At 49.8% G+C, this 21,523-nt stretch carries 18 protein-coding genes; 7 read left to right on the top strand and 11 right to left on the bottom strand.

The features are described from left to right. Positions 1 to 13: 13 nt before the first annotated feature. Positions 14 to 2,374: an endonuclease MutS2 gene (locus CLV36_RS05740; RefSeq protein ID WP_106342020.1), complete on the top strand. Its 2,361-nt coding sequence runs from the start codon at positions 14 to 16 to the stop codon at positions 2,372 to 2,374. Positions 2,375 to 2,532: 158 nt separating this feature from the next. Here the strand turns inward: CLV36_RS05740 and CLV36_RS05735 are convergent, their stop codons facing one another. From CLV36_RS05735 to CLV36_RS05715, 4 genes are all read right to left on the bottom strand, one after another. Next, positions 2,533 to 3,654: a S8 family peptidase gene (locus CLV36_RS05735; protein ID WP_106342019.1), complete on the bottom strand. Its 1,122-nt coding sequence runs from the start codon at positions 3,652 to 3,654 to the stop codon at positions 2,533 to 2,535. Positions 3,655 to 3,828: 174 nt separating this feature from the next. Beyond that, on the bottom strand, positions 3,829 to 4,992 hold the full coding sequence (locus tag CLV36_RS05730; RefSeq protein WP_106342018.1) for a S8 family peptidase: 1,164 nt from the start codon (positions 4,990 to 4,992) through the stop codon (positions 3,829 to 3,831). Positions 4,993 to 5,080: 88 nt separating this feature from the next. Continuing rightward, entirely contained in the window at positions 5,081 to 6,244 is a 1,164-nt protein-coding gene (locus CLV36_RS05725) for a S8 family peptidase (protein ID WP_102991912.1), read from the bottom strand. A gap of 730 nt (positions 6,245 to 6,974) precedes the next feature. Then, positions 6,975 to 7,169 (bottom strand): hypothetical protein, encoded by a 195-nt coding sequence (locus tag CLV36_RS05715; protein WP_022735890.1) that lies wholly within the window; start codon positions 7,167 to 7,169, stop codon positions 6,975 to 6,977. Between the two features lie 310 nt (positions 7,170 to 7,479). Between CLV36_RS05715 and CLV36_RS05710 the strand changes: the two genes are divergently transcribed. After that, positions 7,480 to 8,484: an aromatic acid exporter family protein gene (locus CLV36_RS05710; protein ID WP_102991914.1), complete on the top strand. Its 1,005-nt coding sequence runs from the start codon at positions 7,480 to 7,482 to the stop codon at positions 8,482 to 8,484. Positions 8,485 to 8,949: 465 nt separating this feature from the next. Beyond that, positions 8,950 to 9,579, top strand: a complete 630-nt coding sequence (locus tag CLV36_RS05705; protein ID WP_106342017.1) for a hypothetical protein — start codon at positions 8,950 to 8,952, stop codon at positions 9,577 to 9,579. Positions 9,580 to 9,686: 107 nt separating this feature from the next. Here CLV36_RS05705 and CLV36_RS05700 read toward each other — a convergent pair whose 3' ends face one another. After that, entirely contained in the window at positions 9,687 to 9,923 is a 237-nt protein-coding gene (locus CLV36_RS05700) for a hypothetical protein (protein ID WP_106342016.1), read from the bottom strand. Between the two features lie 407 nt (positions 9,924 to 10,330). On the opposite strand from CLV36_RS05700, the gene CLV36_RS05695 reads away from it, so the two are divergent. The 3 genes from CLV36_RS05695 to CLV36_RS05685 all read left to right on the top strand — a co-directional run bounded on the left by CLV36_RS05695 (position 10,331) and on the right by CLV36_RS05685 (position 13,923). Beyond that, positions 10,331 to 11,521, top strand: a complete 1,191-nt coding sequence (locus CLV36_RS05695) for an MFS transporter (RefSeq protein WP_181352840.1) — start codon at positions 10,331 to 10,333, stop codon at positions 11,519 to 11,521. Positions 11,522 to 11,737: 216 nt separating this feature from the next. Further along, on the top strand, positions 11,738 to 13,039 hold the full coding sequence (locus CLV36_RS05690; protein ID WP_106342014.1) for a phytoene desaturase family protein: 1,302 nt from the start codon (positions 11,738 to 11,740) through the stop codon (positions 13,037 to 13,039). Beyond that, the gene (locus CLV36_RS05685) at positions 13,039 to 13,923 is read left to right on the top strand and encodes an RNA polymerase sigma-70 factor (RefSeq protein ID WP_106342013.1); all 885 of its coding nucleotides are present in this window, start codon (positions 13,039 to 13,041) and stop codon (positions 13,921 to 13,923) included. The genes CLV36_RS05690 and CLV36_RS05685 overlap by 1 nt, the downstream gene beginning before the upstream one ends. 119 nt (positions 13,924 to 14,042) lie before the next feature. Here CLV36_RS05685 and CLV36_RS05680 read toward each other — a convergent pair whose 3' ends face one another. Beyond that, positions 14,043 to 15,428 carry an RsmF rRNA methyltransferase first C-terminal domain-containing protein gene (locus CLV36_RS05680; RefSeq protein WP_106342012.1) on the bottom strand — a complete coding sequence of 462 codons (1,386 nt, stop codon included), beginning with the start codon at positions 15,426 to 15,428 and terminating at the stop codon, positions 14,043 to 14,045. A gap of 145 nt (positions 15,429 to 15,573) precedes the next feature. On the opposite strand from CLV36_RS05680, the gene CLV36_RS05675 reads away from it, so the two are divergent. Beyond that, positions 15,574 to 16,224, top strand: a complete 651-nt coding sequence (locus CLV36_RS05675) for a YdcF family protein (protein WP_106342011.1) — start codon at positions 15,574 to 15,576, stop codon at positions 16,222 to 16,224. A 1-nt stretch (position 16,225) separates the two neighbouring features. Here CLV36_RS05675 and CLV36_RS05670 read toward each other — a convergent pair whose 3' ends face one another. The 5 genes from CLV36_RS05670 to CLV36_RS05650 form a co-directional block, all read right to left on the bottom strand. Further along, a complete protein-coding gene (locus tag CLV36_RS05670) occupies positions 16,226 to 17,551 on the bottom strand; it encodes a helix-turn-helix domain-containing protein (RefSeq protein WP_106342010.1) in 1,326 nt (441 codons plus the stop codon). Positions 17,552 to 17,788: 237 nt separating this feature from the next. Next, positions 17,789 to 18,520 (bottom strand): bactofilin family protein, encoded by a 732-nt coding sequence (locus CLV36_RS05665; RefSeq protein ID WP_106342009.1) that lies wholly within the window; start codon positions 18,518 to 18,520, stop codon positions 17,789 to 17,791. After that, positions 18,513 to 19,151 (bottom strand): YhbD family protein, encoded by a 639-nt coding sequence (locus CLV36_RS05660; protein WP_106342008.1) that lies wholly within the window; start codon positions 19,149 to 19,151, stop codon positions 18,513 to 18,515. The genes CLV36_RS05665 and CLV36_RS05660 overlap by 8 nt, the downstream gene beginning before the upstream one ends. Before the next feature lie 194 nt (positions 19,152 to 19,345). After that, entirely contained in the window at positions 19,346 to 19,786 is a 441-nt protein-coding gene (locus tag CLV36_RS05655; RefSeq protein WP_106342007.1) for a hypothetical protein, read from the bottom strand. 435 nt (positions 19,787 to 20,221) lie between these two features. Next, entirely contained in the window at positions 20,222 to 21,490 is a 1,269-nt protein-coding gene (locus CLV36_RS05650; protein ID WP_106342006.1) for a BaiN/RdsA family NAD(P)/FAD-dependent oxidoreductase, read from the bottom strand. Positions 21,491 to 21,523 lie beyond the last annotated feature (33 nt).

Raw genomic sequence — 21,523 nt, 5'->3', positions numbered from 1 at the left:
AGGAGTTGTCGGCGTGGAACAGTGGACGCTGAGATCATTGGAATTTCATCGAGTGAAAGAAATCGTCAAAGAACAAGCGGCGACGTTTTTAGGAAAAGAAAAAATAGATCAATTGGCGCCGTCCGCTGACCGCGACATGGTGGAGCAGTGGCTCGCTGAAACGCGGGAAGGGATGGATCTGTTGCGCCTCAAAGGAGATGTCCCCTTTGGCGGCATTCGCGACATTCGCGCCTCCATTCGCCGAGCCAAGGTGGGCGGCATGTTGAATGAAGCGGAGTGCTTGGATATCGCCACGACCATATCAGGCGGTCGCAAGGTGAAGTCCCACTTGCGCCAACTTGAAGTGGAGACGGCGCCTTTGCCGCGGTTGCGTGAACTGACTGAACAAATAGAAAGTCTAGACCAGCTGGAAGCGGAGATCTTGGCTTGTATTGATGAACATGCGGTAGTCAAAGATCAAGCCAGCCCAGAGTTGCGTCGCATTCGACAGCAAATGGACGGTGTTCGACAACAAATCCAGCAAACACTGAATCAGATGTTGCGCAGTTCCCATTACACCAAAATGATGCAAGAGCCGTTGATCACACAACGGTTCGACCGCTATGTGATTCCCGTCAAACAGGAGTACCGGGGACAGTTTGGCGGCATTGTGCATGATCAGTCCTCTTCGGGAGCCACTTTGTTCATTGAACCGGAAGCCGTTGTGCATTTGGGAAACCGATTGCGCGAGTTGGAGATGGCCGAGCAGAAGGAAGTAGAGCAAATTCTGAGCCTGCTTACAGCCAAAGTCGCAGAAGTGGCAGAAGAGCTTAGCCAGAATATCGAACGGCTGGGAGTACTTGACTTTATCGTGGCCCGCTCCCGTTATGGTTACCTTATTAAAGGGGTGTGCCCAAAGATTGCCGAAGATCGGGTGCTGGTGTTGAAACAAGCGCGGCATCCGCTCATTCCCAGCGAAGAAGTGGTGCCAATCCATGTGGAGATGGGAAAACATTATCAAGCCATCATTATTACGGGACCGAACACCGGCGGGAAAACGGTCACTCTCAAAACTGTCGGCTTGCTGGCATTGATGACGCAATCGGGCCTGCCGATCCCCGCTCAGGAAGAAAGCGTGATGCCGATATTCAGCGGCGTGTTCGCCGACATCGGGGACGAGCAGAGCATCGAACAAAGCTTGAGTACATTTTCCGGTCATCTGACCAATATCATTGGCATCTTGCAGAAACTAGATGAGTCGAGTCTGGTTCTGTTCGACGAACTGGGGGCGGGGACTGACCCCACCGAAGGGGCAGCCTTAGCCATGGCTATTTTGGAACATGTGATTGAGCGCGGTTCCATGGTAGTGGCGACCACTCACTACAGTGAATTGAAGCTGTTTGCTCACACGCATCCGCAGGCGATTAATGCCAGCGTGGAATTTGATGTGGAAACCTTACGGCCCACCTATCGCCTCTTGATCGGCGTGCCGGGGCGGAGCAACGCCTTTGCCATATCGACCCGACTCGGATTGCCGGCACCGATTATTGACTTGGCGAAACGGCACATTTCCAGCGAGGAGAACAAGTTGGAAGAAATGATCACCAGCTTGACCAATGAGCGCAAATGGGCTGAGGAAGAGCGCAAACAAGCGGAAGCGTTGCGCAATGAAGCGGAAGCATTGTATGAAGACTTACGGCAACAGATGGATCAATGGGAAGAAGAAAAGGCACGGCTCAAGGAAAAAGCGCGCCAAGAAGCGATTGAGGCTGTGGCCAAGGCGAAAACGGAAGCTGAAGACGTGCTGAAAGAGTTGCGGGAGTGGGCGAAGTTGCGTCCGCAGGATATCAAGGAACACGAATTGATTGAGCTAAAAAAACGATTGGACGCTTCCATTCCCGAAGCGGCGTTGCCTAAGAAAAAGGCCTCCCGTCCGCCCAAGCCGCAACAGATCCAAGTGGGGGATGAAGTGCTCGTTTTGACCGTCAACCAAAAGGGCACCGTCGTGGAGGATCTGGGTCAGAACGAGTACCAAGTGCAGATCGGTTTTTTGAAAATGAAAGTGCATCGTGATCAACTGGAGAAACAAGCGGCGCCGAAACAAAAACCAAAAGCGAAAAGCCATGCGACGGTGAAGCGGTCAACGGCTGATGTCAAACCGGAATTGGATTTGCGGGGCAAATTGGTGGAAGAGGCGTTGATGGAGATTGATCAATATCTGGACAAAGCGATTCTATCGGGTTACAAACAAATCTCTTTGATCCACGGTAAAGGTACTGGCGCTTTGCGCACAGGAGTGCAAGAATTCTTGCGCCGGCACCGGGCAGTGAAGACTTTCCGTCTGGGAGCCCACGGTGAAGGTGGATCGGGAGTGACTGTTGTTGAGTTGCGTTAGAAACGAGGTTGGTTGCGACGGAGGGACGATATGAAGTATTTACCGCCAATATTGGGCACAGTAGCCCTGCTTTTCTTTCTGGTGGGAGTTATTTGGTTCATCATCAACGCTTAAAATGGGGAAAGCCCGGCGATCATGGAGTGATCGCCGGGCTTTTTTCAGGGGCAATTGATCCGCAGCCGGCCAAAGGAATGTCCTGCGACGGGGGCCGGACATTGGTCTTCAATGGTGTGGCGGATCTGGGAGTTGGTCTTGCCAAGGCTTGCCAGGTAGGCCGCAGTTCCGCTGACAAACGCGGTGGAGAGGGATACGCCGGACATCGTTTGGTAGGTGTTGCCAAGGTAAGTAGTGATGATATTTAGTCCAGGAGCGCCGATGTCAATCCAATTTCCGTATGAGGAGAAGGAGCATTTGTTGTCGTTTGGGTCCGTGCAGGCAACGGCGATCACATTGGAATAGTAAGCCGGATAGGAGGGAGCCGTGTTGGCGGAACCACCTGCCGCGGCCACGAGAACAGCGCCTTTGTTCCAAGCATAATTCACAGCATTCTCTAAGACGGAGCTGCTGGTGGACCCGCCCAAGCTGAGGTTGATAACCCGTGCTCCTTGATCCGCGGCATACGTGATTCCGCTGGCGATATCGGCGAACGTGCCACTTCCGCTGTTGTTCAGTACACGAATGGCCAAGATTTGCGCCGTGTTGGTCGTTCCTGCGATGCCGATGGCGTTATTGATTTTGGCTGCAGCGATTCCGGCGACAGCGGTGCCGTGACCGTTACCGTCTTGTGAGATGCTGTCATCATCGACAAAGTCCCAGCCCTGTATGACTTTTCCACTGAGGTCTGGATGGTCGGATTGAACGCCGGTGTCAATCACTGCCAGTTTCACCGCGTTTGCGGTTCCCTCAAATGGGCCGCCGATCTTTTGTAAGCCCCACTGTTGCGGATAGAGAGGATCATTGGGAACGGCTAGGGCTTGGGCGAGGTAATTGGGCTCCGCGTATTCCACATATGTTGATTGTTGGTACCGCTTCATCATGTCGGGAACCGATGTGCCTTGAAATTGGATGACTTCAAACCCTAACTGGGCGTTTTTCTCCAGCACGACAGCCCCTTGTTGTTGATGGAAGTTCGCCTTCGCTTTCATGGTCAAGTCGGGTTTGAATTTGACTATCAATTGGCCAGGCGCGTAGGGCGGGGAAGCATCGGCTTGTGCGGGGGAGGGAACCGGCCATGCTATAGCCAACAGGATGACGAAGATAATCATTGCGCATTTTCTCAAGATGGGTCACCTCTTGAAAAAGGGTGGGAAAAGCGTGAGGCTCCTGTACCCTCACTGCATAGGGCCGGTGCAGTATGGTTTCGGATTAATCATCGCCCCGAAATCCCAGAAGGGCAGCTGGATGCATGTGGAAAGCTGACCACACCCAGTTGGGTATGGTCAGCGGTTGGTAGCTCAGTATTGCACAGCTTTGTAAGCGTTGACGCGCCCTTTGGCCCAGTAGGTGCCAGTGCCGCTGATTTTGTCGGCGGTGTTTTCAATAGCGGCGCGGATATTGGCAGCGCTACGGCCTTGGGAAGCCAAGAGGCCAGCCACTCCAGCTACATGAGGAGTAGCCATGGAGGTTCCGCTCAAGGAAGCATAAGTGCTGGTCGGGTAAGTGGAATAGATGCTGGAGCCGGGAGCAGCTACATCCACCCAGGAACCGTAAGTGGAGAAGGAGGATTTGTTGTCGTTTTGGTCGGTGGAAGCCACCGCGATGGCGTTGGAATAGTAAGCGGGATAGTTAGGAGCGGTGTTGCCGGCGTTACCAGCTGCGGCCACGACAACGGAACCTTTGCTCCAAGCGTAGTCGACAGCTTGTTGCAGGCCGGAGTTACCGACGGTGCCGCCCAAGCTCAAGCTGATGACTTTAGCGCCTTGGTCGGCAGCATAGGTGATGCCGTTGGCGACAGCAGTCCAGGTGCCGCTACCACTGTTGTCCAGCACACGCACAGCGAGGATCGATGCTTTTGGAGCAGTACCAGCGATACCGGTGCTGTTGTTGGTCACTGCTGCGGCGATACCAGCGCAGTGGGTGCCGTGGCCGTTGCCATCTTGCGGAGTGGAGTCGTTGTCAACGAAGTCCCAGCCGCCAACTACTTTACCGGCCAAGTCGGGATGATTGGATTGCACCCCGGTGTCGACGATGGCGATCTTTGCGCCAGAGCCTTCAGCGATGTCCCATGCTTGCGGCGCTTGGATTTTTTGCGGACCGTATTGGCGGGAGCTGAAGTAAGGATCGTTAGGCGTGTAGGAAGCGTGGAGATAGTAGTTGGGCTCAGCATATTCCACGTTGGGGTCTTTTTTCAGCTTTTCGATGGTCGCTTCCACAGAGCCTTTCACTTTGACCACTTCGAAGCCGAGCTTGTTGTTTTTCTCCATGACTGTACCGTTGGCTTTGGCGCGAGCAGATTTGACGGCGCTGGCCGAAGCGTTGGCTTTGTATTTCACCACGACTTGTCCGGGGGCATAGAGTTTACCCGCTTGGCTATCTACTTCCTTAGCAAAAATGGCGGAAGGCAGGGCGGCGCTGGCCATCAAAACGAAGGAAGCGATGAGGGAAACGCGTTTCTTCATGGTAAACGTCCTCCTTGTGTGTTAAGCTTTAATAGTGAGACTTTTCTTTTTTTGTTGGCCACACCATGCGCTTGGTGTGGCCGCTTTTTTAGTACTGAACGGCTTTGTAAGCGTTGACGCGCCCTTTGGCCCAGTAGGTGCCAGTGCCGCTGATTTTGTCGGCGGTGTTTTCAATGGCGGCGCGGATATTGGCAGCGCTACGGCCTTGGGAAGCCAGGAGTCCAGCCACTCCAGCTACATGAGGAGTAGCCATGGAGGTTCCGCTCAAGGAAGCATAAGTGCTGGTCGGGTAAGTGGAATAGATGCTGGAGCCGGGAGCAGCTACATCCACCCAGGAACCGTAAGTGGAGAAGGAGGATTTGTTGTCGTTTTGGTCGGTGGAAGCCACCGCGATGGCGTTGGAATAGTAAGCGGGATAGTTAGGAGCGGTGTTGCCGGCGTTACCAGCTGCGGCCACGACAACGGAACCTTTGCTCCAAGCGTAGTCGACAGCTTGTTGCAGGCCGGAGTTACCGACGGTGCCGCCCAAGCTCAAGCTGATGACTTTAGCGCCTTGGTCGGCAGCATAGGTGATGCCGTTGGCGACAGCAGTCCAGGTGCCGCTACCACTATTGTCCAGCACACGCACAGCGAGGATCGATGCTTTTGGAGCAGTACCAGCGATACCGGTGCTGTTGTTGGTCACTGCTGCGGCGATACCAGCGCAGTGGGTGCCGTGGCCGTTGCCATCTTGCGGAGTGGAGTCGTTGTCAACGAAGTCCCAGCCGCCAACTACTTTACCGGCCAAGTCGGGATGGTTGGATTGCACCCCGGTGTCGACGATGGCGATCTTTGCGCCAGAGCCTTCAGCGATGTCCCATGCTTGCGGCGCTTGGATTTTTTGCGGACCGTATTGGCGGGAGCTGAAGTAAGGATCGTTAGGCGTGTAGGAAGCGTGGAGATAGTAGTTGGGCTCAGCATATTCCACGTTGGGGTCTTTTTTCAGCTTTTCGATGGTCGCTTCCACAGAGCCTTTCACTTTGACCACTTCGAAGCCGAGCTTGTTGTTTTTCTCCATGACTGTACCGTTGGCTTTGGCGCGAGCAGATTTGACGGCGTTGGCCGAAGCGTTGGCTTTGTATTTCACCACGACTTGTCCGGGGGCATAGAGTTTACCCGCTTGGCTATCTACTTCCTTAGCAAAAATGGCGGAAGGCAGGGCGGCGCTGGCCATCAAAACGAAGGAAGCGATGAGGGAAACGCGTTTCTTCACGAAAAATATCCTCCTTTTGATTTGTGGATTTGATTGGTTGGGTAAGTGGTTCCGATGCAAAAGAACATGATTTGCGTCAGCACAATGCACCTGTTGTCATGAGTCAAGCGATGCCTGTCAGTGATCCGTCCCCCGGCGAGGAGACTCGACGCGCTAGTAGGTAGAAATTAGCAGAATATACGAAAATATATGATTCATCAGTCATTTTCGGAGATGAGTACGTGGTATGAGTCAGAACGCGGGGCGGACATAACACTTCGACGGGATGTGGTGGGAATACAAATTTCTCAAACATGCCTCCCTGCCTTTGGGTTGATGTCGTACTGTGGAAGGACAATTGTCATATAAAGCCAAGATAATTATAATCCAAGGGTTGGATGAGGTGATTGCTCGCGTAGGAATGGCACAGGCGGGAGTGCTTTTTTTCCAGCCTCCTTTCAGTTTGTTATATTATCTTTTCGTGAACAAATTAAGTTTTCCTTCTTTAATCGATAAAAAAATAAATAAATTTATTACCGATAATAAATGGAATTATTTATATTCAACTTAGAAGATGTGGAATGATATGGGAAATATTTGCTTTGGCATATACTGAAGCAATGTAAATCGGGAAAATGGATACATATGATAAGAATTTAAAAAGGGTAACAAAATCTCATGTGCGCGACTGGTCATTCTCGGTTATAAATGGCGCGTTAAGCGCAAAGAAAAAAGGCCTTATCAGGCCCCACTACGATTGGTCGATATGAAATTTCCCCATTTCTTTGCGTAATTGGGTTAAATAATCCGCCGTTTCCTGTTTTTTTGCTGGATGGTAGCGGTGGGGATGTTCGGAGATTTCACGCAAGAGTTGCTCGGCTCTGCGGTAGCTGGCTTGCAACAGCCGATAATAAGAGATTTTAGCCGGTGTGGTGGTTGTGTTCATGATGACCACTCCTTGCGAAATGTTCCCGACAATTCCAATGATATCAAATCGTCGGGAATGATGGAATATGACGGTGTCCGTTTCTGAAGGCTGTTCATGAAACAGGTGAAAAAAGGAGGGACTTGGATTACCAGAAATTATTCTGTTGTATTATAATGGTTACATAACTGGGATCGTCTGATCAATCAAGTTGGCACATAGGGAGGTGGCGAAAAACGCTTTCTCTGTTGAGTGCCAACGAATGGGAAATCGGTGTGAGTGACACCGGGTATGTTTATCAGACATTCCTTAAAAGAAAAAGTGAGGCAATATGAAGATCGGGTATCGTACGGTGAAGACAGCTGTTGGGACGGGTTTATCTTTAGCCATCGCCCAATGGCTTGGTTTGCAATTTTATAGTTCAGCTGCTGTGATTACTATCTTATGCATCAAAACGACGAAGAAAAAATCTTACCAAACCGCATGGGAGAGAGTGCTCGCTTGTGTGTTGGGATTGGTCTTGGCCATACTGGTCTTTGAACTGCTCGGATACCACGCTTGGGGGTTAACCATCCTGATGCTTTTGTTGATCCCCCTCTGCGTCAAGCTGAAAGCAACGGACGGCATTACGACGGCGACCGTGGTCATTTTGCATCTGTATATCCTGAAAGAGGTGTCCCTCCCCATTGTTATTAACGAGGGGCTACTGATTGTTATCGGGATCGGGATGGCGGTGCTGGCCAATATGCATATGCCGAGCAGCGAAAAGAAGTTGAAAGAGATTCAACAGCAGATCGAAGCCAACTTCAAGGCCATTTTGCGCGAACTGGCTGCTTATTTGCGCGATAAGGATCAACAGTGGGACGGCAAAGAGATCACGGAGACGGCCCAGTTGTTGAAAGAGGCTAAGGCGTTGGCTCTGCGTGACATAGAAAATGTGGCTCCTTACGACTGCGCGTATTATTACCGCTACTTTGAAATGCGTGAGCGGCAGTTTGAAATTCTGGAACGGATCGCGCCCAGTGTTTCCTCATTGGATCATTGTTGTCAGGAGAGCCTTATCGTCGGCGAATTCTTGGATCGCTTGGCCGGCGCGGTTCATCCGGGCAATACCGCATCGCATTATTTGGAGGAATTGGAGCAGATCAGTCGTCGTTTTAAAGAGTCAGCCTTGCCGCAAACGCTTGAGGAATTTGAGACGCGCGCAGCGGTGTATCACTTTATCGGTGAAATGAAGCGCTATTTGAAAATTAAAAGGGACTTATGGATTAAGCAGAAGCAGAAGGAAGAAACTAAAAAGAACAAATTCAATTGGAAAAAAGCGGGATGTTTGTAATTCGCGCCGGGAGGGAAATGGGGATTCGACCGCCTAAGAGAGCCCCTTTTCTTCCCGGTGTTTTATGTTTTTAAGATTAAATCATATAATACCGCATGAAATGTTTTTGGAAGATATGAAATTTACTATATAATGGGATGGGGGAGATGGGATTTCTTTAGCGCAGTAAAAGGCGCTCGGCGGGCACCTGTGCCGTGTTTTGCGGTGCGGTGTCACTAGGGTGTGTCTGGCAGATCAAGTTAATAGGGAAGAAACGGCGGAAAAACCTTTTCTCGAGGAGCGCCTCGCTACGCGTGAAGCGAATGAGAAAATGGTTTTGGAGCCGCTGGCCTATTCATAAGACACGCTCTAGTAGTAAGTGGACGATGCCCGACCACTAAGGCAGGAATGCAAATCAACTTCCTTTGCCGCCGTTAGATTGGGACACCGATTGTGTAAAAACTTTGTAGGAAGCGGGATGATGAAATGATTATTAAACAGTTGGGAGCACAACATATTAGTAAAGCAAGCATTTTACTTACCCATTCTTTTATTAAAAATGAACCGATGGCTGCTTTCTTGCGGATTCCCGAGGATGCATTTTACCGTTATTGTTATTTGACTTTGGTTAAAGCTGTGGAACAACAAATGTCTTTTGTGGCGATAGAAGGGGAGCATTTGGCTGCCGTCGTTCTTGGTCGAAAAGCGACGGTGCCTTTTCTTAAAAAAGAGGAAATCAAGAAAGTGTGTCCGGAACTAGATCCGATTATCACCTTATTTGAAGAAATAGAGAAAAAAGCTACCTCTTGTCTCGGCCCTGATACACTTGTTTTGGACATGGGGGCCAGTCATAGCGATTTTACTGGGCAAGGATTGGTTCAACAATTGGAGAAACGCGTCGTTGAACAAGGACAATCACAAGGGTATAACAAAGTGGCGATGATATGCACCAATGAAGCCTCCAAGCATATTTTTCGAAAGTTATTTCCGGCCACGGTGGCTAGCGGGATCAGTTATAAGGAATTTGTTTATCAAGGACAAGCTGTTTTTTCGGGAATAGAGCAAGACACATCGTGTGAATTGCTGTTTGCGAAACTTGATGATGTTCAAAAGTGATGGGGCGAAATGAAAAGCCATCTTCCCCATACAAACCGTTTTCCCTTCGGGGGAAGCGGTTTTTGTGTGGAGTATGCAGTGAAATGCTGAGAGAGCCAAGGGATTGCTCACTCTTTTCCCCTAGGTTCGCGGCGAGCGTGGAAATGGATCTGGATGGCTTTTTTTTCGGTTTCACTAGGGGAAGTTGTGGAGATGGAGAGGGTTGTGGAATCCAGCTGTTCTTCTTCCATATCTCGTTCAAAAAAATGGTTCATGAAAATCCATTCCGGCTGAATCATGCCCATTGCCACTTGCGTATAGGGAAGAAATCTTGGGTGGGTTGGGATTTTTTCTTCTTTTGTCAAAGAAAACACCTCCGTGTGCCTATGATCAAGTATATGCTTGTGCGAGCTTGCCCCATGTGAAAGAAAGCGTTTTTTTGCCGCATTTTTCTTATTGAGTTTGTTTCGGATTACGAAATATAATAACTAACGTGTGCATGGCCGGGTCGTGACTGATAAATGTGTCCAGCGGCTTTAACACCATATTCTCGTTCGCGTAACACGTGATGAGGTTCGCATCGGGAAAAGGTCTTTTTGTGCCTTGCTTACGTTATTTGCTAGATACGTCCCAATGGATTTGGCTGCAAACGTTTTTCTCATACGTCCAGTTCCTGTGACAAGCATGGGAAAAACGTTTGTAGCCAGTTGGCATGCGCCAAACACACGCAAGTGGATACGGACAGATGGGGGATATGGAAGGAACGATACGGATGAGATTGTGGACAAAAGATTTTATCTTGATTTGTCTGGCAAACTTTTTCTTGTTTGGCGGATTTTTTGTGTTGTTGTCAACCTTGCCGGTATATGCTGTAGATGAGTTGCACGCACAGGAACAACAAGTGGGTTTGGTGATCGGTATATTCACGATGGCTTCTGTTCTGATGCGGCCTTACGGTGGCTTGCTGGTAGATCAGTTGGATAGAAAAACGATTCTGGTGTGGACGATCGGATTGTATTTGGCCTCGACGATCGGGTATTTTGCGGCCATGAGCTTCATCTTGCTGTTGGCGATCCGCTTGTTGCACGGCGGGGCGTTTGGCATGGCTACCACTGCTTTGGGTGCGGCGGTGAATGATATCATTCCGCCTGCCAAACGCGGAGAAGGGCTGGGTTACTTTGGTACGTCCAACATGCTGGCGATGGTTGTCGGGCCGGCGTTTGGACTCTGGGTGGTCCAATCCCTGTCATATACTTGGCTGTTTCTGTTTTGCGGCTTATTTGTATTGATCAGCTTGCTATTGATCATGCGGGTGAAGTTTCCTAAAAAAGCTAACCCCGCTCCAGCTATGCGCATCCGCCTTACGGATTGGGGAAAAATGATTGAGCGCAAAGCGTTTGCCTACTCTATGCCGATTATCGGCTTTGCCATGGTGTTTGGGGGCATTGTGTCGTTTATTTCGCTGTATGCAGCTGAACTGGGTGACGCAGATATGGCTGGCGGCTTTTATTTTTTCTATGCGTTGGCCTTAGTCGTCGCTCGATTGTTGTCAGGGCGCCTATTTGACCGCAAAGGGCCGGATTCTGTCGTGTACCCGAGCATCGCCTGTTATATTATCGGATTGATCTGCATGGCGATGGCGGAAGACCAGGCGCTTTTTTACACAGCGGGGGCGTTCATCGGCGCTGGGTATGGTAGTATTCAGCCCTGCTTGCAGGCCATGGTTATCTCAAAGGTGTCAGCGGCAAGGCGCGGCGCGGCCACGGCGACGTTTTTCATCGCTGCAGACGTCGGAATTGGCGTAGGCTCTTTCTTGTTGGGGATGATCGCCGCCTGGTTGGGTTACCGGGGGATGTTTTTGTTCGCACTGTTCTTTGTCGCCGTTTCTGGGCTGTTGTATTGGAAGGCGCGGCGAGCGGAAACAGACTCTGGTCACCCGGATGTGACGCGTTTAAGCGCGTAATCGAAAAGTGAAGGAATATGCTTAAGGGATGGTTTTTGGTGCGAAATGCGTCCAAGAATCATCCTTTTTTTAATAGTCGCCCTGTGCGATTTCCCCGGAAATATCTGAGCGAAACGGCACATGCATGGGTAGCTCGATTAAAATACCCCGTTTGGTTCTGTCACAAAGTCACCTGCTTTCTCGTCATATTAGTAAAACAGGGAATAAGGTGATAACATGAAAAAATATGATGTGGCAATCATAGGTGGCGGGCTCTCCGGATTGGTGGCGTCCATTTATCTGGCCAAAGCTGGGAAAGCGGTTGCTGTGTTGGAAAAATCTGATCGGTCGGGTGGGCGCGCAGGCACGGCACACAAGAACGGAGCGCTGTTTAATCTTGGTGGGCATGCGTTGTATCGCGGGGGTGAAGCTTTTTCTATTTTGCGGGAATTGGGTGTCGAGGTGCAAGGCGGGATTCCTAACGCAAAGGGTTACGCCATGTGGAACAATGACATTTATCCCTTGCCGGCCAGCGTGGGTTCGCTTCTAACTTCCAAGCTGTTAACCCTTTACGGGAAAAAAGAGTTTGTTAGCCTCATGGTTCGACTAAGCCGGATCGAGCCCCATGCCGTCGGCCGAATCAGTTTGCGAGAATGGGCGGAAAAAAACATACAGGATCCGATGGCGCGCCATATCTTTTATGCATTATGCCGAACCACAACCTTTGCGAACGATCCCGATCATCAGCTTGCTGGTGCGACCATAAAACAGTTACAGAGAGGATTGAAGGAGAATATTCTCTATGTGGACGGAGGCTGGGAGTCCATTGTCAACAGCCTGCGGGATCAAGCCATCGCTACTGGGGTTACCTTGCTGAACCGGCAGACAGCAACACAAATCGAGCAAAGCGGCAAGATTTATCGCCTCCATTTTGCGGATGGCGCTATGCTGGAAGTTCCTTTCGTGATCGTCACCATCGGCCCCGCACAGACTTGCCGGCTCGTTAAGGATGCAGAGCGCACTTCGCTCCGAAAATGGAGAGAGCAAGCCCGCCCGATTATCGCCGCCTGCCTAGATCTGGGACTTAAGAGGTTGCCCAATCCCAAGCATCATTTTGTTATCGGCATCGACCAGCCTGTCTTTTTCACGAATCATTCCGCGGCTTCCAGGTTGAGCGAAGACGGCATCACGGTGGTGCATCTCGTCAAGTATCTCGGTGCGGAGCCTGGCAACCCCAGCGAGGATGAAAGACATTTAGAGCAGGTCATGGACCTTCTTCATCCCCAGTGGCGAAAGGAAGTTGTCGCTCGGCAATTCCTACCAAACATGACCGTTGTACATGACTCGGTCACGGTGGATAAAACATCATTCCCCGGACCGGAAGTTCCTGAAATGCGTGGCTTGTACATCGCGGGCGATGGGTGCGGGCATGGAGAGATGTTGGCGGATGCGGCGCTGGCCAGCGGGAAAAGGGCAGCTCTTCGCATCATTCAGGAATTTGCTATAAACCATGACGAAAGCGGGGTCAGCCCATACTGATGGAAACAGAGAAACTGTACGCAGAAACGAAGCCTTTGCTTATATCACTGGCATACCGCATGTTGGGTAGCATGATGGATGCGGAAGACATTGTACAGGAAGCGTTTATTTCCTTGAATGAAATCCCGTCAGCCCATGTGCGCAATCCAAAATCTTATTTGTGCAAAATAGTGACCCATCGTTGCATCGACTTGCTCAAATCAGCCCGCAAACAGCGTGAGGTATATGTCGGTCCGTGGTTGCCGGAGCCGATCATTACAGATAGAAATCCAGATGAGCTTTCGGAACAGTATGTGCAGAAAGAGACGATTTCCACAGCCTATCTATTGCTGTTGCAGCAGCTATCTTGGACGGAACGCGTTGTGTTTTTGTTGCGGGAGGTTTTGCAGTTTGATTACGATGAAATAGCGGAGATTGTAAACAAAAGCAGTGTGAATTGCCGGCAAATCTTCAGCCGAGCTAAACGAAGCATCCATGGCGTCCCTGCAAATGGTGGGGAAATGCATGAGAAGGCGGGGACAGTGGTTGAACAGTTTATCCAGGCGCTATCAATCGGAAATGTGAATCAATTGTTGGATCTGCTGTCGACAGATGTGACCCTGATCACCGATGGCGGTGGTAAGGTCAGAGCGGCGATCCATCCGATCTTGGGCATGGACCGCATTATTCGTTTCTTTGCTGGAACCTTGCCCAAGGTGCCGGCGGGGGCGTCATTCCAGATGCGCAACGTCAACGGGCAACCAGGCATCGTTGCGCTAGATGGCAATCAGGTTTTTTGTGTCCTTTCGTTTCACATGCAAGAGGAGCGCATCAAGGCGATCTACATGGTTGTCAATCCGGATAAATTGATGGCTGTGCAAAAGGAGATACAGGGGCTGGCCTGAGGTACGCTTAATCAATACCGACGTGGACAAGTCCTAATCGTAGAAGCATTTTATACAAGGCATTTGCGTGTTGGTTGCATCCGGACGCAAATGCCTTGTCACTTCTCTTGCTCATGATATTAATATTTATCCCAGCGTAACCATTTGGGGTAATGGTTTTTTAAGAGACCGCCCGACACTTTTCCCCAGCCGAGTCCAAAACCGTCAACACTGACCAAGGTCCAGCCTTTTTTCCGCGAAACTGGCAATGCCTCTCCCTGTAGATACAGCAACAGGTTAGGATCGTCTGCGTTGAAATTGACTGTTTGCGTTACTTGATCCGGCCAAACGGATAAGGCCAAGGCGTGGGAAGGAGCAAAATGACTCTTCTTGACTTGACCCAAGTAACGTCCCGGTCGCTCCACTTTTAATCCTTTCAAGGAAGGCAGTTCGTCAGGAACTAAATACAGATGTTCGCCGTACAGGGTTAACTGACCTTGTATGTGATCGGGTTCGCGAAATGTCTCTGCGGCAAATTGTTGCCAAAGCTTTTTAGCTTGCGCATGGACGGGCGGAAATTTGCCGGGCCGTTGCTTGCTTTCCTCCGCGTCGGGGTCTTTTTCCAAGACGGCCACAAAATGTCCTTCCCCCCGCAAGTGATGCGGCCAGAGCCGAGCTGCTTTGCTCAATTCGGGGTCGGCGGAAGTAGTCCAATCGGGTCGTCCCGGCTGATAATGCTCCGCTTGCGGCACCGGCACCAAGCGGAACTCAGGGTGCTTCATCAGGAAGCGAACCAGCAACTGCTCGTTTTCTTGCGGATTGAAGGTGCAGGTAGAGTAGACCAACCTTCCGCCGGGTTTCAGCATAGGGGCGGCGGCGGACACGATTTCTAACTGGAGATCAGCGCATTTTTTTGTGGCCCGCACACTCCAGCGTTCACGGGCATCTTTGTCTTTGCGGAACATCCCTTCCCCCGAACAGGGCGCGTCGATTAAGATGCGGTCAAAAAAGCCAGCGAAACGATCGGTCAAACGCAACGGGTTTTCATTTAGTACTACCGCGTTAGTCACCCCGCATCGTTCGAGGTTCTCCACCAACGCCTTGATCCGTTTACCATCGATCTCATTGGCGACGAGGAGACCCTGGCCTTGCATCTTCGCCGCGATTTGCGTTGTCTTTCCGCCGGGGGCGGCACACAGATCCAATACCGTTTCACCGGGCTGTGGCGCAAGCGCCTCTGCCGGCGACATCGCACTGGCATCTTGAATGTAGTAAAGGCCAGCGGCATGGTAGACATGCTTGCCCGGTCGGTCCTGCTCATGATCATAATAAAAGGCTTCCCTGCACCAGGGAATCGGTTGCAGATGAAAAGCGACACGTTCAGCCAATTGCGCGGGGGATAGTTTAAGCGTGTTGACGCGCAGGCTACGGGTGGGCGCTTCTTCATATGTATGGATAAACGTTTCGTATTCCTCCTGAAGCAATGCACGCATCTGCTTCAAGTAGTCTTCTGGCAGTGAAACCATGCTTGTCCTCCTCAAAACCTAGATACACGAAATTATAACATAAAATGGCGTGATTCCCTTCATGCGTGACAAGAGGGTTTGAGCGAAAGGGGAGAGGGGAAAAGGGGGAGATGAATTGGGCAGACGGCGATGAGGAGGCGATGAGATGAGCATTCCGAAATTCCCCAGCGTTCCTCCGCTCAGTGCGGCACAAATCCGGGCGTTGACAGAGCTTGTCTTCAGGCCTGATCTGACCGAGCGCACAGTGCCGTGTTATGATTTGTTGTTTGTTTTTGGGGGCTCTCATCCAGAAATCTGGATAACGGCGGCACACGCCTATCAGCAAGGGATCATCAAGCAGGTTTTGATCACTGGGGGGTATAAGGAAAATGCCACGCGACACCACACTTGGACCTATGGAAGAACGCCGGAAGCGCAGGTGATTCGTGACAAGTTGGTGGAGTTGGGGGTTCCTAAAGAGAAGATGGTCTGGGAAGATCAATCGGCCAATTCATTGGAAAATGTCCGGTTTGGACTGCAACGAGTCGACGTGAGTCGCCTTTCGACGATTTTATTTGTCAGCAAAGCGTATGCTGTGGGCAGGCAGCATCGTACCTTGACGAGGCATCTGCCGGAGCGGATCACCCTCGCAGCTTACCCAGCACTCACGACCATCGGCAAGATTCCTGTAACATCTTGGGGATGGTCGCGAGTGTTGGCGCACCGAGCGGTGGTGTACGGTGAGTATTTGCGCATGGTGGCGTATGGAAAACGCGGTCATCTGACGCCGCTTGAGAAAGAGATTACGGGTTTGTGAGTCAGGCTTGTGCTACTTCCTGTTCGCGCAACCGAAGTTCGGATTGCAACTCTACGAGGAGTGAAATGTACTTCTCATTGTTGCCGATGTTTTTCCAACACTCAGATAAGTTGAGTAAGATTCGTTCTTTCAGGCGTTGGAAGGAATATTGGTTGGTGATAGTTAATGCTTCGTCATAGGGTTGAATGGCTTCCTGGTGTTTCCCTGTCTCAAGATAGTAATCACCTAGAGCGACCAGTGATTCGCAGAAGCGATGGGCGTCGTTGTATTTGCGGCCTTTGGCTACCGCTGTGGTCAGCTGTTCATATGATTGATCGTATTTTTTCATTTTGCTGTACAGTTTCCCGAGTTGCGTATGGGTGGAGACTAACACATATTTTTTGTCCTTGAGTTTTCCTTCAAGGCGGAGAGCCAGATTGTAACAATTTTCGGCGGTCATATAGTCATCCGCGTTTTGCAGGATATTCCCCCAAACAGTGAGTAGCTCAACTCCTTTTTCATGGGTTCCGTTTTCACGGGCGATAAATAATCCTTCTTTGGCATATTGCAACGCTTTTTCGTATTTTTTCTTCTGATTGAGCAGCGTCGCCTTCAACTCATACATATTGAGCTTTACTTCCAAACTGTTGATATCTTGGATGGAGTTCCACAGTTCATCCAGAGTCTGCAAAGCTTCATCAATGCGATATTGTTTTTCTAGGAAAGACACTTTGTCGATCATCAAGAAATATTTGATTTCTTGGCGGTCGGCATTTTCATTATATGCGGCCAAGCCTTTGTTGGTATATTCAAGCGCTTGTTGGAGCGAGTTGTCCCGTTGATAATAAATGCGACCCAATTCCTTGTAACAGGCGGCTTTAATATTGCTGTTGGATAAGAACGGCTTAGAGTTAATATGTTGGATGGATTGTTTGAAAAACTTCTCAGCCGTTTTTAAGTTGTTTTTCTTAACGTAACACAAGCCTTTCAGATACAGAATGATATCCATATACCCGCCTTGGGTATGCTTTTGCAGAAAGCGAAGCCGCTCCAATGCGCCATCGCAATCAAGGTTGATACATGTTTCTATAAGGAAGAGCAAGTTTTCCAATTGCTTGTGTTCCCTTTGTTCGCGATGGATCAATTGGGGAATGTCTTCGATGTTAAATCCAAGTTTTTTACAATAGTATTCGCGGTTTTGAGGTTTAACCGTCGGAATGCCTCGCTCAATACTGCTGATGGTGGCAAAAGAGATATGCTCATCCTCCAAGTCTTTTAAGCGCAAGCCTTTTTCTTTGCGTATCTTTCGCAAGGCTTCACCCAATGTTTTTAAGTCATTCACGTTCACTGTGATCACCTCTTTGCTTTAATCTTATTTTTTTGATAATGATTTGTCTAGCGTTTTTTCGCATTAAATCGCAAAGTTTATATAATTTGAAATAAATAATTAAAAAATGTGTATCTGAGTCTTTTTTGATCCTATTTTGCGGTTTTTTAAAAATTGTTTAAAAAAATGATTTGTTATTCACTCTCCGGATTTACAAAAAAACATCCGCCGTTTGGGGCGGATGCCTGGCGGGGAACCTCAGACCTGATTGTGTTCTTTTACGATCGAATCTCCTTTTTGTTCAAAGTGATTTTTGTATTCCACAAGTTCGATCTCACAACCGGGACCGATGAGGACGTTGTTGCCGCGTACGACTTTGGCTTTGGTTTTCTCCAGGTAAATATCATCGCCTTCGATGGTGTCGGCGACCAGTTCATTGGTGTAGTGGAGGATGGACTTAAGCCATTTGACAAGGGAGAAATCCAATCCGTCTTTCTCGACGCGGATCGTTTCCCCGCCGATTTCCCTTGCTTGGCATTTGCCATATAGCCGCACGTGGATTAGCCCCGCGTTAAGTAGGCCATCGATGGTGAACCCTCCGCGCGCTTGGAACGATTCTGCAGAGCAATCCCCATTGACGGTGGCACCGCCTTTGATTTCAATTTCTTCACCGGTCAGATTGCCGTTGACAGTGGCAGACCCGATCACTGTCAGCTCTTGGCAATGCGCTTGCCCGTGTATGTGCGCTTGCCCTTTCACTTTCATTTCATCGGTGTGTACCTCGCCCTTGACTGTGGTTTCCCCCACGATGTCAAACCGTTCGGCTTTGATGTTGCCTTTAAATGTGGTCACGCCGTAAGCTTTGATGCTGTTGCAGTCCACATCGCCGTGGATGCGTCCCTCGCCATTAATGCTTAAACGGTCGTATACGCCGCCATTGGCGCTTCCGGTACCAGAGATAGTCAAATCACGGCGGTTTTCTTTATCCATGCGACTCGCCTCCATGCCATTTCAATTTGCATTCTTCAATGCAGGTCAACAGATTCATGGTGAATACCACGCGGACGCCTTCTTCAAAATAGATGTCTCCTGATTGGGCCAGAATAAATGAAGTGACACCCATTTTGCGAATGAAGATTAGTTGCCCACCGGCTTGCTCCACTTTCCCAAAGTGGTCGTGCAACAGTTGGAGGAGCGTCTTTCCTTCCTCCAGGTTGATGTCTCCTTTGGAGAGCAATTTGTCGAGAATGTAGATGTGGAGAACTTCTTTAAATGTGAAGCGTTGTTGCTCAGCAAACTGTTGCGTGTACAATTTCAGAGCAATATTCGAAACAATGTTACGTTCGATTAATTCGTGTCTCTCCAGCGCGGTGGTTATTGGAACGGTGGAGAACATGCCGGCAATCTCATCCAGAGAGAGATCATCTTTCAGGTTTTTGATTTTCTCTACCCGATCGAGGATTTGCTCTTTGGGAAAGAAAGTTTCTTGCCCGGTGTAAGTCGATTTGCGAATAAACCATTCTTCGGGAATGAGGTTTTTGCGCTTCCATCGGTAAAGCTGGCCATAAGAGATTCCGGTCAGCTCCAGTAGGTCCTTTTTGGAAATGAGTTCCTGCTCCATCGCGGCACCCTCCTTTGTCGATAGTGTAACATAACATTGTTACGTTGTGAAGTGGGTTTTGTGGAATGGGGCTTGCTTCACATTATATTCCCATACGTGGCGGGAAAACATGGATTCAGGGCATAAAAAAGACCTGATCTGCGGCAAATGTACGCTTGCCACGGATCAGGTGCGCTATCACATGGGAAGGGCAATCATCTGTAATAGACGCCATTGTAATATACGTATCCGACAGGATCATGTGTGAAATGGATCACGGCGTAACAGCAGTTTTCCGGTGTTTTGTAAGCCTCATCTTCAGGGATGAATTCCCCTTTGATTTGGATGGAAGAACCGACGCGCAAGGGAAGGGCTCCTTCCGTTCCCCGCTCATCGATCCGGATGGACGCGAAGATTGTGCTAGGTACAGATACAGATCCACTGACGCGGCGGACGTTGCTGATCAGTGCGTATTGGTGCTCCCCGTCGGAGTCATATCCGGGTAGAGATTGAATTGTACCGGTGATGGTCACAACAGGCCATGATTCGATGCTGACAGTTTGCTGTTCAGGCACCCCGGCTTCTGCTTGGACAGGCAGCATGACGGAGAAGACCAGTAAGAAGGCGAGTATAAGTTGACGTAAGATATGAAACATTGCCATCCCTCCTGTAGAATAAAACGGGGGCTTAACCGCGCCCCCGTTTTATTCTAGCATGTTGGGTGAATAAATGTTTGAAGTGAATGATTAATTTAAATTAATTAATCATTCATTAAAAAAATCGAAAGATATTCATTTTAAATGTAAAAAAAGATGTGTTTGCGCTGCCGTCATTTTTGTTTATTCGCTTTGCTGGCTTTGATTTGCCACCATGCGATAGCCACAAAAGGAATGGAAATAAAGATGATCAACAAAGTCCAATTTAATATGCTCATGCTAACACGGCTACCCCTTTCCACAGGACGACAATGATTGACCATAGTATTTTCTCTGAGAGAGAATCTATGCATTGCTTGACCCGGCGTTTTTATTGACGCCGGGTTTGTCAACTAAAAAGAGTGCCGATTTCGTTCGTAAAGTGGGGCAACAAGATCAATTCCTGACCGCCTGCTCGGCCGCGCTTTTGCCTGCCACATAGCCGGTGCAAGAAGCCGCAGTGATATTGTAGCCGCCGGTGTATCCGTGAATGTCCAGAATCTCGCCGCAAAAATACAAACCGGCCATCCGTTTCGACTGCATCGATTTGGGATCGATTTCTTTCACATGCACGCCACCGCCAGTAACAAATGCTTTTTCCAAAGGCAGTGTGCCATTCACTTCAATAATGAATTGTTTGGCCTCTTGGCACAATCGGTGCAATTGTTCCCGGGAAAGATTGGCGGCATTTAGATCTTCGTCGATCTGCGCCCGATTCATCAAGACAGGAACCATGCGTTCAGGGATCAGGGGCTTTAAGATGTTTCGCACGGCTTTCTTTGGATTGGTTTTCATTTCTGCCCACAGCTTTTCTTCCCACGGTCCCGCTTTTTGGTCGGGGAATAAGTCAATGGCCACGGGAATCGTGCGTGCGCCCGTTTTCTTCAACTGCTTGACGACAAACTGACTGCATCTTAGCGCGATAGGGCCGGACAGGCCGAAATGGGTGAATAGCATGTCTCCGCGGTGTTCGATGATTTTCTTACCTTTGGGATTGAGCACGCTAAGTGCCACATCTCGCAGGGACAAGCCTTGCAGGGTCCGTTGCTTGATCAGTGCTTCGGATGACGTGAGGGGGACTTCGGTGGGAAACAGTTCGGTGATCGTATGACCAGCCGCTTCCGCCCAGGCGTAACCATCCCCGCTGGAACCGGTGTGGGAAGCCGCCTTTCCCCCTGTTGCCACAATGACCGATGGCGCATAGATTCTTTCCTTGTCTTGCGTTTCGACGCCAACGACCCGGTCGTTTTCATAAAGCACCCGTTTGACGGGCGTATTTACGCGGATCGTTGTTCCGACCATTTTCACTTTTTTCACCAGGGCTTGTACCACGGTTTTGGCGCTGTCAGTCACGGGAAACATCCGCCCATTGTCTTCTTCTTTCAAGGCCACGCCAAGGTCTTCAAAAAAATGCATGAGATCGCGATTGTTGAAGACGGAGAAAACACTGTATAAAAACCGTCCGTTGCCGGGAATGTTCTGGATTAATTCGTCAATCTCTTTGATATTGGTGACATTGCACCGGCCGCCTCCCGAGATAGCCAGTTTTTTACCGAGTTTTTCGCCTTTGTCCAAGAGCAGGACGCGGGCGCCGTGCATTCCGGCCGCGGCGCTGGCCATCAAGCCTGCCGGTCCACCGCCGATCACGATGACATCGTAATTCATATGCCAACTCCTTTGTATCGCCTCTAGGGGTAT

Source organism: Laceyella sediminis, from assembly GCF_003003125.1.
Lineage (GTDB): Bacteria > Bacillota > Bacilli > Thermoactinomycetales > Thermoactinomycetaceae > Laceyella > Laceyella tengchongensis.
Note: the sequence above shows the minus strand (reverse complement) of the source record. Positions and strands in the feature narration are given on the sequence as shown.